The 14125-nt window shown below is 42.2% G+C and carries 17 protein-coding genes and 1 tRNA gene; 9 read left to right on the top strand and 9 right to left on the bottom strand.

Translation table 11 applies throughout. The features are described from left to right. Positions 1-2: 2 nt before the first annotated feature. Positions 3-746, top strand: a complete 744-nt coding sequence (locus tag LJ658_RS06615; protein WP_230545687.1) for an ABC transporter ATP-binding protein — start codon at positions 3-5, stop codon at positions 744-746. 12 nt (positions 747-758) lie between these two features. Beyond that, positions 759-1253, top strand: coding sequence for a GNAT family N-acetyltransferase (locus LJ658_RS06610; protein ID WP_230545686.1), 495 nt, complete (start codon positions 759-761; stop codon positions 1251-1253). Between the two features lies 1 nt (position 1254). Here the strand turns inward: LJ658_RS06610 and LJ658_RS06605 are convergent, their stop codons facing one another. The 4 genes from LJ658_RS06605 to LJ658_RS06590 form a co-directional block, all read right to left on the bottom strand. Beyond that, positions 1255-1881, bottom strand: a complete 627-nt coding sequence (locus LJ658_RS06605; protein WP_230545685.1) for a hypothetical protein — start codon at positions 1879-1881, stop codon at positions 1255-1257. Between the two features lie 11 nt (positions 1882-1892). Next, the gene (locus tag LJ658_RS06600) at positions 1893-3188 is read right to left on the bottom strand and encodes a M20/M25/M40 family metallo-hydrolase (protein WP_230545684.1); all 1296 of its coding nucleotides are present in this window, start codon (positions 3186-3188) and stop codon (positions 1893-1895) included. Between the two features lie 6 nt (positions 3189-3194). Continuing rightward, a complete protein-coding gene (locus LJ658_RS06595; protein WP_230545683.1) occupies positions 3195-3350 on the bottom strand; it encodes a hypothetical protein in 156 nt (51 codons plus the stop codon). A gap of 72 nt (positions 3351-3422) precedes the next feature. Beyond that, a complete protein-coding gene (locus tag LJ658_RS06590; protein ID WP_230545682.1) occupies positions 3423-4541 on the bottom strand; it encodes a DUF4407 domain-containing protein in 1119 nt (372 codons plus the stop codon). A gap of 122 nt (positions 4542-4663) precedes the next feature. On the opposite strand from LJ658_RS06590, the gene LJ658_RS06585 reads away from it, so the two are divergent. Genes LJ658_RS06585 through LJ658_RS06575 form a run of 3 tightly spaced genes read left to right on the top strand, consistent with a single transcriptional unit; the run spans position 4664 to position 6080 of the window. Continuing rightward, positions 4664-4978 carry a rhodanese-like domain-containing protein gene (locus tag LJ658_RS06585; protein ID WP_230545681.1) on the top strand — a complete coding sequence of 105 codons (315 nt, stop codon included), beginning with the start codon at positions 4664-4666 and terminating at the stop codon, positions 4976-4978. 2 nt (positions 4979-4980) lie between these two features. Next, positions 4981-5166 carry a DUF6358 family protein gene (locus LJ658_RS06580; RefSeq protein ID WP_230545680.1) on the top strand — a complete coding sequence of 62 codons (186 nt, stop codon included), beginning with the start codon at positions 4981-4983 and terminating at the stop codon, positions 5164-5166. Positions 5167-5177: 11 nt separating this feature from the next. Next, on the top strand, positions 5178-6080 hold the full coding sequence (locus LJ658_RS06575) for a prohibitin family protein (RefSeq protein WP_230545679.1): 903 nt from the start codon (positions 5178-5180) through the stop codon (positions 6078-6080). 43 nt (positions 6081-6123) lie between these two features. Here LJ658_RS06575 and LJ658_RS06570 read toward each other — a convergent pair whose 3' ends face one another. Both LJ658_RS06570 and LJ658_RS06565 read right to left on the bottom strand, forming a co-directional pair. Then, positions 6124-6564, bottom strand: a complete 441-nt coding sequence (locus tag LJ658_RS06570; RefSeq protein WP_230545678.1) for a DUF983 domain-containing protein — start codon at positions 6562-6564, stop codon at positions 6124-6126. Continuing rightward, the gene (locus tag LJ658_RS06565) at positions 6557-7432 is read right to left on the bottom strand and encodes a helix-turn-helix domain-containing protein (protein WP_230545677.1); all 876 of its coding nucleotides are present in this window, start codon (positions 7430-7432) and stop codon (positions 6557-6559) included. Before LJ658_RS06565 ends, LJ658_RS06570 begins: the two co-directional genes overlap by 8 nt. A gap of 127 nt (positions 7433-7559) precedes the next feature. Here LJ658_RS06565 and LJ658_RS06560 point away from each other — a divergent pair, with 127 nt between their 5' ends. Further along, positions 7560-7967: a hypothetical protein gene (locus LJ658_RS06560; RefSeq protein WP_230545676.1), complete on the top strand. Its 408-nt coding sequence runs from the start codon at positions 7560-7562 to the stop codon at positions 7965-7967. Here LJ658_RS06560 and LJ658_RS06555 read toward each other — a convergent pair. Then, positions 7962-8381, bottom strand: coding sequence for a DUF3830 family protein (locus tag LJ658_RS06555; RefSeq protein ID WP_230545675.1), 420 nt, complete (start codon positions 8379-8381; stop codon positions 7962-7964). The genes LJ658_RS06560 and LJ658_RS06555 overlap by 6 nt on opposite strands. 96 nt (positions 8382-8477) lie before the next feature. Between LJ658_RS06555 and LJ658_RS06550 the strand changes: the two genes are divergently transcribed. Both LJ658_RS06550 and LJ658_RS06545 read left to right on the top strand, forming a co-directional pair. Continuing rightward, positions 8478-9680: a DUF2252 domain-containing protein gene (locus LJ658_RS06550; protein ID WP_230545674.1), complete on the top strand. Its 1203-nt coding sequence runs from the start codon at positions 8478-8480 to the stop codon at positions 9678-9680. Positions 9681-9826: 146 nt separating this feature from the next. Continuing rightward, a tRNA-Val gene (locus tag LJ658_RS06545) sits at positions 9827-9904 on the top strand. Positions 9905-10010: 106 nt separating this feature from the next. On the opposite strand, the gene LJ658_RS06540 is transcribed toward LJ658_RS06545, so the two are convergent. Together LJ658_RS06540 and LJ658_RS06535 are read right to left on the bottom strand one after the other, a co-directional pair. Continuing rightward, positions 10011-10634 (bottom strand): helix-turn-helix domain-containing protein, encoded by a 624-nt coding sequence (locus LJ658_RS06540; RefSeq protein WP_230545673.1) that lies wholly within the window; start codon positions 10632-10634, stop codon positions 10011-10013. A 161-nt stretch (positions 10635-10795) separates the two neighbouring features. Continuing rightward, positions 10796-11116: a helix-turn-helix transcriptional regulator gene (locus LJ658_RS06535; RefSeq protein ID WP_230545672.1), complete on the bottom strand. Its 321-nt coding sequence runs from the start codon at positions 11114-11116 to the stop codon at positions 10796-10798. 164 nt (positions 11117-11280) lie between these two features. Here LJ658_RS06535 and LJ658_RS06530 point away from each other — a divergent pair, with 164 nt between their 5' ends. Further along, on the top strand, positions 11281-14112 hold the full coding sequence (locus LJ658_RS06530) for a TonB-dependent receptor (RefSeq protein WP_230545671.1): 2832 nt from the start codon (positions 11281-11283) through the stop codon (positions 14110-14112). The last annotated feature ends 13 nt before the right edge of the window (positions 14113-14125 follow it).

Below are 14125 nucleotides of genomic sequence, written 5' to 3'. Positions count from 1 at the left end.
GGATGATACAAGTAAAAGATCTTAAGAAAGTTTACGGCGGTGTTATTGTCGTAAATATTCCCGGCCTTGCAATTAGAAAAGGCGAAAGCATAGGCCTGGTAGGCAATAACGGCGCCGGTAAAACCACGCTGTTCCGTATGATATTGGATTTGATCCGTCCCGATTCTGGCGGGGTGCTGTTAAAAGATGAACCGGTAGCCGGGCATGAAAACTGGAAAAACTATACTGCCGCTTACCTGGATGAGGGCTTTTTAATAGATTACCTTACGCCCGAAGAATATTTTTACTTTATAGGCGGCCTGCACCAGCTAAACCATGCGCAGGCGGATGATTTTTTAGCCGGTTATGCCGATTTTTTTAACGGCGAAATATTAAAGCGCGGCAAATATATCCGCGACCTGTCAAAGGGCAATCAAACTAAAGTAGGTATAGCATCATGCCTGCTGCAAAATCCGGAGTTGTTAATGCTGGATGAGCCTTTTGCCAATATTGACCCAACCACGCAATTTCGTTTAAAAAACATCATTAAAGAACAACATAAAAAGGGGGTTACTACCATTGTATCAAGCCATGACCTTAACCACGTTACGGATGTCTGCAACCGGATATTGCTGATGGAAAAGGGAAAGATCATTAAAGATATGGCCACCAGCTCATCAACCCTGGCAGAGCTGAAGCAGTACTTCGCTATTGGCGACACGCCGTTTATTAAAGCGCTGCAGATTGATCCCGAAGAAAATCATTAACGTTTATCGCTTATGTATACCATCAGGGAAGCAACGGTTAACGACGTTGAAACTATCAGGCAGCTGGCACACGAAATATGGTGGCCAACCTATTCGCCGATACTTGAGCCCGGGCAAATAACCTTTATGCTGGCCGAGATCTATTCGCGACAAAAGCTTACTACTCAAATTCAACAAGGTATTCAAACCTTTTTGTTGTTATTGGAGGACGGCGTTCCGGTTGCGTTCGCGGCCTACTCGCCCCGCGAAGATGACCCCGACATTTATAAATTACACAAGATCTATTGCCTTCCATCAACCCAGGGAAAAGGCTATGGCAAGATCTTATTAAATACCGTCACAGTTAAAGTGGTCGAAGCCGGTAAAAAGATATTAGAGCTTAATGTAAACCGCTACAACAAGGCTAAAGCCTTTTATGAGAAACTGGGCTTTAACGCAATATATGAAGAAGATGTACCTATCGGCCCGTATTGGATGAACGACTATGTGATGCGGAAGGAGCTGTAAACTATAACACGGCAGATTGCACATCAATAGGCGTACGCCTGATATATTTTATCCCGGCCCTGATCATGTATAAGCCATAGCAGGTTGTAGAAAATGCCATGCCCATACCCACAAATAAAGTAATATGTGCCGGTGCCATGCTTTTATTTAACGTAAACACAATACCACAAATGGCTATAATCGTCGACCAGGTAGCTATGTAATAATCAAGCGTGCGTTTAAACAGCTTCGCCATTGGATAAAAATGCAGGCCAACAACTAACGCGATAGCGGGTATCACCAGGTCGGGGTGACCAAGATTAATCACCAGGTTCACAGCTATAAAGATACCCAACCCCTCGCCGCCGAAAATAATGCCGAACCACATCTCATCTTTTTTACCGCGGTTTTTATCCGCATCATTGCTTAAAACCGGGAACCGTTTTGATACGGAGAAAAAGTAAACCGAACTGCTGATAAACGCAATTACCAGCACCGCAAAAAAACCTATTTCTATCCACTTGCCAGTGCCTGTTAAACTGCTGCTGGCTACACCGGCCCACATTGTTGTAAAAACGGCCATTAATAACAAACCGGTAGCTACACTTAGTATCGCTATCCGGGGTGTTTTATGGGATTTGATTTCCATGGTCTTTAAATTTATCTTTCAAGTTTGGCAACGCGGGTAGGCGTATCCTGCCCCGAAACTATGGTGCGCGAGCTTAGCGCTATCGCCTTAATGGTTGCGACAATGTTGGCCACATCCAGGCTGCTAAACTCATCTTTTACACTATGATATAATTTATCCGTATCTATCTGGTCGGTTGATATAGAATGTGCCGGTACACCTAACCTTGCCAGGGTAGCGTTGTCGCTGCGGTAAAACAGCTGTTGCTGCGGGTATGGGTCCGGGTAAAATTTAAAGACCGTACCTTTTAAATTCTTTTGCAGGATCGGACCAAAATCAGATCTTTCAAAACCGGTGATGAAGGCCGAATTCTCGCCAAATTTTGATGCCTTACCTATCATCTCGATATTAAACATGGCAACCGTTTGATCAGCGCTGACATGTTTTGAAAAATACTGCGAGCCGTAGCCGCCAATTTCTTCGGCGGTGAAAGCTACAAATATCAACGTGCGCTCATTATTGTCCAGGCGCTTAAAATATTTAGCCAGGGTAATCACAGCGGTAGTGCCGGTAGCATCGTCATCTGCTCCGTTGGCTATACTATCGCCATCCATTGGTTTAATGATACCCAAGTGGTCATAGTGGCCCGAGAAGATCACATACTCATTGGCTTTGCTTTTTCCCGGAAGGATCCCAGCTACGTTAAACAGGGGCATTTCGGCATTTTTTACATCATAGTTAACTTTATATGATCTTACATCATCAAAACTACCTAAAACAAATACCACAGGCGGCTGAACCGGAGCATCCTTAGCGGCGGTGTTTCCGCGTAAGGCAAACGCGCTTAAGCGTTTAAAAAAGGGCTCAAACTTAGGATCGACTATTACCAGCCGGGCTTTGTCTCCGCCTAAAAATTTACGAAAATCGTTTTGTAAATCCATATCTACTGTTACCCGTGCTACTTCGGCACCAGTGCCCTGCCAGTTAATAGGCGTAGCAGAAAATGTAGCAATATGATCGGCGGCCACCGCAACATCATTAATTGCTACTGATGTACTGATAGGCGTACTTTTAACCATGCTAAAACTTTGGCGGAAGCCTGAATTTCCGTCCAATGGTTTTAATCCTATTGTTTTAAACTCATTCTCAATAAACTTCGCCGCCTTTTCAATACCCGGGGTAAACGTGGCGCGGCCCTGCATCTCATCGGCAGAGAGCGTTTTGATTATACGTTCAACATCTTTTTGCTGAATAAGCCGGTCTGCATCCTGTGCAAAGCAATGACCCGATACGGCTACCGCTACTACTACTACTATAAATTTTTTCATGCGTTGTTATTTCACTTTTGATGATAACCAGTTATTGCGGAATGTCGATTGTTCTGCATCCGGTGCTTTGCCGGCCGTTTCAAAGGTCACCATTTCCAGGTAAGGATTTTCTTCAAGCGTTACCGTGCCAGTATAGTCGCCGGTACGGTTTCTGTATTCCACCCATATTTTATCCTGGTTTTTTATCGCTCAAAATACGATTAAAATGAATAATCGTCAAGCGGCAGCGGCTAACTAGTCATACCTGTGCCGGTCACGGTCATCCCCTGTCCGGTTGGCGAGCGTATCCCTTCGCCGCTTAATATCCTCATCCACATGATCCTTGTAAACGCTGTCAATAACAGTCATGTCCCGCTCCTTATCGCGTTCGGCATAATATACGTTGGCTTCGTATGTTTTTGCCATGGCAATATCATACGGGCCCTTAGGCGACATTAACTTTACAAAAACCGGCAGGCACTCAAATAAAATAAACAGGTAGCCAATAAAAGATATCGCCAGGTAAGTGTCCAGGTCGCGGGTGCCATTTTCGTTATAACCAAGCTGGCCGAGTGCCCAGTTCCTGTCGGCAAAACCGGCAATTTTGGCAAGGCTGTCAAGCTGATGATCGCTAAACAGCTTGGTACTGTTTATGCCCTCATACTCTTTACGCTGACTAAGGTACTGATCCAGTTTTTCGGCATTACCTGTTACCAGCTTCAGTCTCTCTTCTTTTTCCTGTAAAATGGTTTGTTTTTGTTTGGCATAAGTACCATAACCCACAATACCCGATGTCTGGTTGTTTTTTTCGCCAAACACTTCTTCATTGAGCTGGCTGCGGGAGCGGTTTATATCTTTTTCAAGCGAATCTTTTTCTTTTTTCAGATCGGCATTTTTTGCCAGCTCCATATTATATTTTTCGTTGTACGTTTTTTGCAGCGTGTCTATTTTGCTGTGCTGGCCTTTTATATAGGCTGACTTTAATTTCTGGCGGATCTCTTTATCAAAGATCTTCAGTTCTAACGGGCGCGATATTACGATGCCAATCATTATGGCCAGTAAAATCCGTGGCGAAGCCTGTAATATCTGTTGATTGGTGCTGCCTTCTTTATTGATACTGGATACGATGTAGCGGTCCATGTTAAAAATGGCGGTGCCCCAAAGCAGTCCGAAAAGTATGGCAAAAACAACGGCGAAAGCATCACCGTTAAAAACAAAATACATGGCATAGCCGCCTGATAGTGAGGCAAAAAGAGCGGTAAAAAAAATCGTTGCGCCAATGCCAACATATTTATTATGTTCTATAGGATACTTTTTTAAGGTATCAATATGTGCGCCCGAACAGAACCAAAAAAACCGGGTAACTTTATCCATTTAATATACGCTAATACTGTAAACACCTATGAAACGCACCAAGCCGCCGATTGTTACAAAATAAGGATGTAATTATTATACAGAACACCTACATTTGATCTGTTAAAACAATTTTTAAAATTATGCAAGAGATAACAGTACAGGAGCTTAAAGAAAAATTAGACCGTGGCGACGACTTTCAACTGATCGATGTAAGGGAAGATTTTGAGTATGAAACATCAAATATCGGCGGCTTGCTGATACCCCTGGGTGGCATTGTAATTGAAGCGGACAAAGTACGTAAAGACAAGCCTGTTGTAGTAATGTGCCGCAGCGGCAAACGCAGTGCGGCAGCAATAATGCAGTTAGAGCAGCTTGGTTATACCAACCTGTCAAACCTGCAGGGCGGTATACTGGCCTGGGCGGCAGAGATTGACCCCGACCTTTCGGTATATTAACCATGAAAAAGAAAATAGCATTAAGCACCTTTTATAACCTGTGCATTTTTGGTTGCCTTATCCTGGCCTGGAAGGGGATTACCGATAAACATTACGATTATATTTTAGCGGCGGTATTTGGTGGGGTGATATTTGTGGTGCTTAAAATAAAGTTGTTGAAAGAAGTACGCAATACGCTTAAACCATAACCCACAAATATATGCTCTTTTTAATTTTAGGTGTCATTGTGCTTGTAGCAGGCACGGTGCTTAAACGCTCGCCCGAGCCAGGAAACCGCTTTGGGGGCACTGTTACCATTGTTGGTATTGTTATACTGGCCCTGGGCCTGCTATCGTCCGTATTTAAAGTTATTGAGCCCGGCAAGGTTGGGGTACAAACCCTGTTTGGTAAAGTAGAGGATCAGGTGCTTGAAAGCGGCTTACATATTATCAATCCGCTGGTTGATGTTACAATCTTTAGCGTGCAGACCGAAAACTATACCATGAGCGCCAAAAGCAATGAAGGGCCCGTTGAAGGCGATGACGCGATTCGCGTACTCTCGTCCGACGGACTGGAAGTTACAATTGATCTCTCGGTATTGTATAAGGTTATCCCGTCAAAGGCGCCGTTTATTATGCAAAATATTGGCAATGATTACGTAGACAAAATTGTGCGGCCGGTTACCCGTACCGCCATCCGCGACAATGCGGTTAGCTATGCCGCCGTTGACCTGTACTCGACCAAACGCCAGGAATTTCAATTTAAGATTAATAAAACCATCAGCGATAACTTCGCCAAAAACGGCCTGGAGGTACAGCAGATCCTGGTGCGTAATATTACCTTACCGGCAACTGTAAGAGCAAGTATCGAATCAAAAATACAAGCCGAGCAGGAATCACAAAAAATGCAGTTTGTTCTGGCCAAGGCCCGCCAGGAAGCCGATGTTAAACGTGTAGAGGCCCAGGGTATTGCGGATTACCAAAAGATCCTGTCGACCGGTTTATCTGACAAGCAGTTGCAATACGAATCTATCCGCGCGCAAAAGGAGATTGCCTTATCACCCAATACCAAGATCATTATTATGGGTGGCGGGAAAAATCCGATTATGTTGAGTGATAAGTAATAACGATTAGTGATTCTGAGCAATGCTCAGAATCACATTCTGTTTACACCTGATCAAACTTCTTATAATCATCCCTGGCCCTCTCCGGATCAAAATGTATCCCCGGTGTTAACCAATACAACAGCACCACTCTTGAATATCTGAAATTAAACGGAGACAGCACTACAGATACGCCTAATAAAGCGCCTACATAGATCCACGGATTACGGCTGCCGGTTAAAACATATATTGCTACCGCCAGGGTTACCATTTGGGCAATATTAAAGGCATAGCTTACAAACATGGCCACGTAAAAATAGCCGGGCTCAATCTCGAACGTATATCCGCAATGACTACACTGCTTGTTCATTTTTTGTGACGAAAAGCCGTACATACTGTTGGCAAACATATCGCCGCGGCGGCATTTAGGGCATTTGCAGTGTATAGCTGCAGATAATTGAGATGGTATTTCCATTGTCTGGGTGTTTATAATTGAACTATTCATGGTTGTTGGTTGTTTTTCTAAATTCTTCGGGCGTAACGCCGACCTGCTTCTTAAAGAACTTGGTGAAATAGGAGTTGTCTGTAAAATTTAGCTGGTTGGCTATCTCAAGCACCGTTAAATCATTATTAATCAGCAGGCGCTTTGCTTCTAATGCAATCCGGTTGCGGATAACCTCGCCGGCCGAAATCCCCAGCACATCATTACACAAGGCATTTAAATGATTCGGTGTAATATACAACAGTTCGGCATATTGTTTGGGTAGCCGTATGGTTGTGTAGTTTTTTTCTATCAGCTTCTGGAAATTTCGAAGCAACGTATAATTGTACGGTGTTATAGCGATGTTGCTATTATTTAATCCCAGGCGCGCTATGCTGATAAATAATTGCAGCATGATGCTGCGTATCATATCCCCGGCCATCGGTTTTTGTTCTTCGCTTTCGCGGATAAGTTCCTCAAAAATATTAATGACCCTGTCCTGTAATTCAGCCGGCACATCTATTACCGCGTCATTGATGATACCGGTAAAAAAAGGCAGTTCCTCAAGGTAGTTCGCCTTTAATAAAAACGACTGGAAGAACGGCACCGAAAAATTGATAATATACCCATCAACCTCACCTTTAAAGGCCCAGTTATGCACCTGGCCCGGTATCATAAAATAAATCTGGTTGGGCTTTACCGGTACCTGCTGAAAATCTATAGTTTGTGAGCCGCCCCCTTTGGTAAAAAAAACCAGGTGATAAAAACTATGTTTATGCGCCAAATGCAAATTGCGGTGGCTTTTTAAATACGGCGCAAAACGACTGATCAGCAGATCATCCTGCCGCTGGGTCAGGCTGCAAATATCATACATAGGGATAACAGCTTTCATTACCCAAAGATAAGTAGTAATAACCTGCTTAAATGGTATAGTTTGGTGCGATTATGGTGTTTTTTACTGATTGCGCCGGGCTGGTAGTTATTAAAACCAATTTCCGGGTTCGCGGGTTATAGTTAAAATGAGGATCTATTATAAAATATGGGCCGATGCAATTGTACAGGAACGCTCAAAAAAAGACCGGGAAAGTAGCTGGAAGATGTTTTCCAATGCATCGATGTCTATTTTAATGGGGATCAATTTGCTGACGCTACTGTTGTTATTAAGATTATTAAGCGGCGGCCGGTTTTTGATCCTGTTCCCGATGCACCTGCTTAAGTATGCAGGGCTTAATACAGGTATATCTGTATTATTAACTTATTTTGCGCCTTTTATAATCCTTAACTACCTGCTTGTTTTTAACAACAATAAATATGAAGAAATAATCCGCAAATACGGCAACCGGAAAGGCAAGCTATATAACAGGTATGCTTTGACATCGTTTGGTATAATTGTTATCCCCTTACTGTTTAAGATGATGTTTTTATAGGGTTAGCAATTCAAAAGTCAGCTTTTGTTCTCCGTTTTTCCAGATGCTATCTCCGAGCGCCTTTAATCCGTCCATATCCTCATCAAAAACCCTGGCGAATATGTTACAGCTATCTAACCCGCGGCCCTCGCCATAATAAATACCCATGCAGTTTGAAGTTTTAACCCGTTGTGGTTTTAGCGGGCCGTAAACCACCTCGCCGGGCACTGTAAATACCGATGCGTTTTCCTGGATCACATCCAGCGGTGGCGCATGGTCGGTCCAGATCTCCTGGCCCGATACACGTGCATGCATAAATGTACGGCCGAACGGAAGCAGTTTTGCAAACGCGGCGCAGGTAGCCGGCGCTTCATCAGCATAAAATTTAAACCGGATGGTTTTATTGTCAGCGGTTTTTAGAATAAAGCCTGGCATATCATTTATTGTCATTTAAAATTACTTTAATTTTTATTCTATCAAAACAAATTGGTATGGGGTGGTATTAGTAATTGACATCGCTACGTATAATCTATGTCAAAACTTTCCGCCCGTATAAAAGCCTTTAATCAGCCCTTGTTGCCAGAGATGGTGAAATTAAAATATGAAGCCATGACCGATAATGCTTTCCGGTTTTACCGGGGCACCTGTCATTTATTTTATGAGGACCTGTCCACCGCAACCAGTATCCCGCTTTCGCCGCTTACCTGGATCTGCGGCGACCTGCACCTGGAAAACTTTGGCAGCTATAAAGGCGATAACAAACTGGTGTATTTTGACCTGAATGATTTTGACGAGAGTGTGCTGGCTCCCGCAAGTTATGAGCTGATGCGTATGCTCACCAGTATTTTCATTGCTTTTGATACGCTGGATATAGAACCCGTTAAAGCCCTTAAAATGGCGCAATTGTATTTAAAAACTTATTCGGCTACGCTGGCCAGGGGCAAAGCCATCAGCATTGAGCCCCGCACGGCAAAAGGCATTGTCTGTAATTTTTTATCGGCCGCCGAACGAAGCACCGAACGCGACGTTTTAAAAAAGCGGACTATCAGCAAAAAAAACAAGATCATGTTATCGCTTGAGGACGAGCGACATTTTAAGGTAGATAAAAAACTTAAGCATGAGCTTAAGGCCCATATTAACAACTGGATAGCAACAAGTAGCGATGGCCCATATAATTATAAGGTTAAAAGCATTGTCTTCAGGCTCGCCGGCACAGGCAGCCTTGGCCTTAAACGCTACCTGTTTTTATTAAAAAGCACCAATACAAAAAACAAATATCTGTTTGTTGATATGAAGCAGTGCCGGGAATCATCGGTATTGCCCTATACCAAAATACAGCAGTTAAACTGGCCGACCGAAGCGGATCGAATAATCACCATACAGCAACGGATGCAAAACGTGTCGGCAGCCTTGCTGAGCACAACCGTTTTTAGGGACGAAGCGTATGTAATACAGGAACTGCAACCCGTTAAAGACACCATCAAATTTAAATTACTTAAGGACCAATACCGCGATATTTACCAGGTAATTGATGATATGGCCGCATTAACCGCCTCGGCGCAATTACGCAGCGGTGGTATACAGGGATCGGCCATTATTGATGAACTGGCGGCATTTGGTGAAGACAAAGGCTGGCAGGCTCACCTGGTAAATTATGCCAAAAAATATGCTGCGAAGGTGAAGAGCGATTATAAAAAATACCTGGCAGATTATAAAGCCGGGGCGTTTGAATGAGCGCCGGCATGCCCGATGAACAATAATCAACCGAAAACTTATTTTTTATTTACCATTAACAACTGATAATCAACCAATAACATTATTATTTTATTTTTATTTTGAAGAGTTGCTTAATCATTCTATATTTGCAGTCCCAAAACGACGGGAGTTTAGCTCAGCTGGTTCAGAGCATCTGCCTTACAAGCAGAGGGTCACTGGTTCGAACCCAGTAACTCCCACCAAAATAATCAGGCACTTATAACTATCAATGTTATAGGTGCTTTTTTATTTAGAAACAGTGAAGTGTTGAACCTCAATTCAACCACTTATTTTTTTGCGCCTTTTGTGCTAATGTATTTTTAATTGAAGCATCTGATCTTCATAATAAATTTTGGCCAGTTCTTTTAAGGGGATATTCAGGTATTCGGCGGTGATTTGCAGTTTTCTTGCACTCAGATTTTTTTTACTGCCCTCAATCTTGCTTAATGTGGCTCGATCAACCCCAATCGCAGCCGACAATTCTGCCTGCGCATAGCCTTTTTGTTTTCGTTTGTCTTGAAGGTATTTTCCGAAACGTGATATTACGATTTCCGGCGTTGGGGCCGGCGCCTTTTTCTTTTTTAGGTTAGGTTTCGGAACAAATTTATCAGCAGCCTCATTCAATTTATTTACTGCTTCAAAAATTGACAAGAAATTGTCCGACATTTGGATAAAGAAGTTTTCGTTGACTGAAAAAACACTTTCGCGTCCTTTTACTTTCGTTGTAAGAATCCCCAAATACACCAAGTCGGAAAGATGTTGATTAATCGTTTGCTTATTAAATGGAATCTCATGGATTTTGGCACGACAAACCTCGTTGTCATTTTCAAGGACTAACCGAATGATCCCGACGCGGATGGGGAGGGCCAGGGCTTTGGCAAAATTTGCCAAAGCAATATCTTTTTCAGAAAAATATTTATCTGACAGCTTCATAGGTCAATAAATTAGATAATGCATTGCTTTTAAAGCAACATTACGGTTGTAAAAATATACCAACATCGCTGCTGAGATTAATCTTCACAAAAAAATTATTTAATCTATCAGTTACACCCATATATTTCAATATTACGATGCCTTGTTTTAACATCAAAATATTAGTGATTGTTATTTAACAGGCTGAGCAAATTATTGAATTGCCCGACATAGGTATTCCAGGTTACCCAATTAATTTCGTACAACGTACTTTTACCCGCATTTACCATCAGAATTAAAGATGCTTCCTGGAGCTCTTTTAAATGATGGGATACTGTGGCCTGGGCCAAAGGTAAGCGGGCGACGATCTCGCCACAGGAATACCGCTTGTTTTCAGCTAATATTCTAAGTATTGCAATCCTTGCCGGATGCGACATAGCTTTGGCAACCAGTGAAATTTGCTGGTCTGAAATATTGAATTCCTCTTTCTTATGATTTGCCATAAAACTTAACGCATCTAATATAAATGCAAAAATTTATATTGTTGATAGTATTATCAGATTGTTAATCTTAAATCATAGATAATATCCAATATATTGGATTTGATAATCCACGGTTAACATTTACTTAACCGCAGGTACATAGTTTTGACCCGTCATTAAAAACTATGCTTAAAATACGCACAACAATAAGCTTCATAATTTTAATTGCATTAAGCGCAACAAGCTTATATGCAGAAGTAGCGGGTAAAATTGCCGGAAAGGTTATCGACAAAAAAACGGGAGAAACACTAATTGGTGCAACCGTAACCTTGGTTGGAAGTAATAAGGTAACAAGCACAAATGCCGAGGGAAGATTTTTGTTGTCGGGCATTGAGCCGGGCGCCTATACAATTGAGGTTAAATATATTGGTTACCAAACTAAATTGATTTCGGGGATTGAGATCAAGCAAGGCGTAACCGATGTAGATATTATTATGGATGAAGCCGGATCCAAAGCACTTAACGAAGTTGTAATTAAATCAAGCTTCAAACAGGAATCGATCAATACCCTGTATGCAAAGCAAAAAAATAGCGTACAAGTTACCGACGGTATTTCCGCCGATGTGATCAAAAGATCACCAGACCGGAATACCGGCGATGTTTTAAAGCGGATAAGCGGCACATCTGTCCAGGATGGCAAATTTGTTGTAATCCGGGGATTGGCAGAACGTTACAATAACAATTTGATGAATAATGCCTACCTGCCAAGTTCTGAACCGGATAGGAAGGCATTTGCGTTTGATATCGTCCCGGCAAGCCTTGTCGACAACATCGTTATATACAAAACGGCGACCCCCGATTTACCTGGCGACTTTGCAGGGGGAACCATAAACACCATAACCAAAGATATTCCTGACAATCAATTTTTGGAGGCAACCGTTAGCCTGGGTTACAATTCAAAAACCACGTTTAAAAATAATTTCATCTCGGCGCAACCAAACGGAAAATATGATTTTCTTGGATTTGATGATGGGTCACGAAAACTGCCGGATGCTTATTCAAGCATAAAGTCAAATTACACCTCCGGAACAACGAGCGCACAAAAAATTGCTATTGCACAACAATTTCCCAATACATTCGGATATCAGACTAATCAAAACAGCTTGCCAAACGTCGGGTTTCAATTAGCAACCGGTAATTCGGTAATAACAAAATCAGCTAACCGGTTTGGATATAATTTTAGCTTAAACTATACCAACGGGCACCGGGTTTCAATGGGAGAACGTTTTGGATACACCGGATCGGATAATGCCAGCCAGGAACTATTGAATTACCAATATGACAGAAATACTTTTAGCAACTATAAATCTCTGGGTGGCCTTTTAAATTTCGCCTATACTTTTGGTAGAAATAAAATCGCGTTAAAAAACTTATATAATAATGATTTTTCGGAAGATTTTGAGCAGACTAACAATGCAAGAAACTATGAATCAGGCGGAACAACGCCGTTGTTATATAAAGGTTTTTCTATAGAAACAACCCAAAATGGCATTTATACCTCAATCTTAGAGGGCCAGCATACTTTGGGCAAACGCAATATTATTTTAGATTGGAGTGGTTCATATGGTTTGTCATATCGCAACCAGCCAGACCAAAGGATAGTAACAATTTTTACCCCTGTTAATTTACCTGAATACATTTCGCTTTCAAGCGAAAATAGCGCAAAACCCAATGATTTGGGCCGCGTCTATTCTAAATTAAATGAGAATATCTATAATGCCAAAGTTAACCTAACCTATCCGTTTAAATGGATGGACGAGCCGCAACGATTAAAAATTGGCGGCTTGGTCATTCACCGTGACCGCACATTTAGCATTGACGCATTGGGTTATACAGATGGCGTAGGATTCGGCAATCGCGCTATTTCGTTTACTAACGGTACAGATATATCAAACGTTTTCAGCCCTCAAAGCATTCAGCAAAATGGGATTGACTTATCCCGTCTGGACTTAAGCTCGACCGACTATACGGGGAAAGCCGACCAGGACGCCGGCTATGTTATGCTCGACAATAAGTTCACTGAAAAACTGCGCTTCGTATGGGGCGCACGCATAGAGCGCTACGACCAAACACTATCGGCGGCCGGAAAACAAACCCGCGAATATAACAATACTGATGTGCTGCCATCCGGCAATCTAACTTACGCCTTAACACCGAAAACCAATTTAAGGGCTTCATATTTCCGCTCGGTAAACAGGCCTGAATTTAGAGAACTGGCCGGTTTCCGTTACTTTGATTACCAAACAAATTATATTATTGACGGAGATCCTGATTTGGTGCGGAGTACGATTGATAACGTTGATTTACGTTTTGAGTATTACCCATCGGGCGGTGAGATCATTTCATTCTCTACCTTTTACAAAAAATTTAAAAATCCAATTGAGCAGATCAACCAGGGCAACGAGATATTGACTTACCGAAACGCTACAAATGCAAAAGACCTTGGGTTTGAAGCGGAATTAAGAAAGAAACTGAATTTTATATCCGAAGGCAGCTTTTTAAGAAACCTAACATTCTACCTAAATGCATCCTATATTAATGCCAAGGTGTTACTTGCCGATGGCCGTAATGTTTCTACACCACTACAGGGACAGTCTCCTTACCTGATTAATTCGGGCTTATACTACACTCCGGAAAATAGTGATTTTTCATTTAACGTGCTTTATAACCGCATCGGCGAGCGCCTTAAATTCCGCGCAGTTACCGGCGGTGCAGACGTCTACGAAAAACCAAGGGACGTAATCGATTTTCAATTCAGCAAACAGGTAATGAAAAAGCATGGCGAGCTTAAACTAACCTTAGCTGATCTGCTGGCACAACCGTATGTATTCTACAACAACTATAATTCAACCGGTGGCACAGCATATAAATCAGGCGAGGATAAGTTAATACAAAGCCGTTATGCCGGTTTTTCAGCCTCCTTGTCTTTTAAATACAATTTCAATTTTTCCAAATAAAATTTAAAACAAA

It is taken from the genome of Mucilaginibacter sp. UR6-11 (genome assembly GCF_020880695.1).
Lineage (GTDB): Bacteria > Bacteroidota > Bacteroidia > Sphingobacteriales > Sphingobacteriaceae > Mucilaginibacter.
Note: the sequence above shows the minus strand (reverse complement) of the source record. Positions and strands in the feature narration are given on the sequence as shown.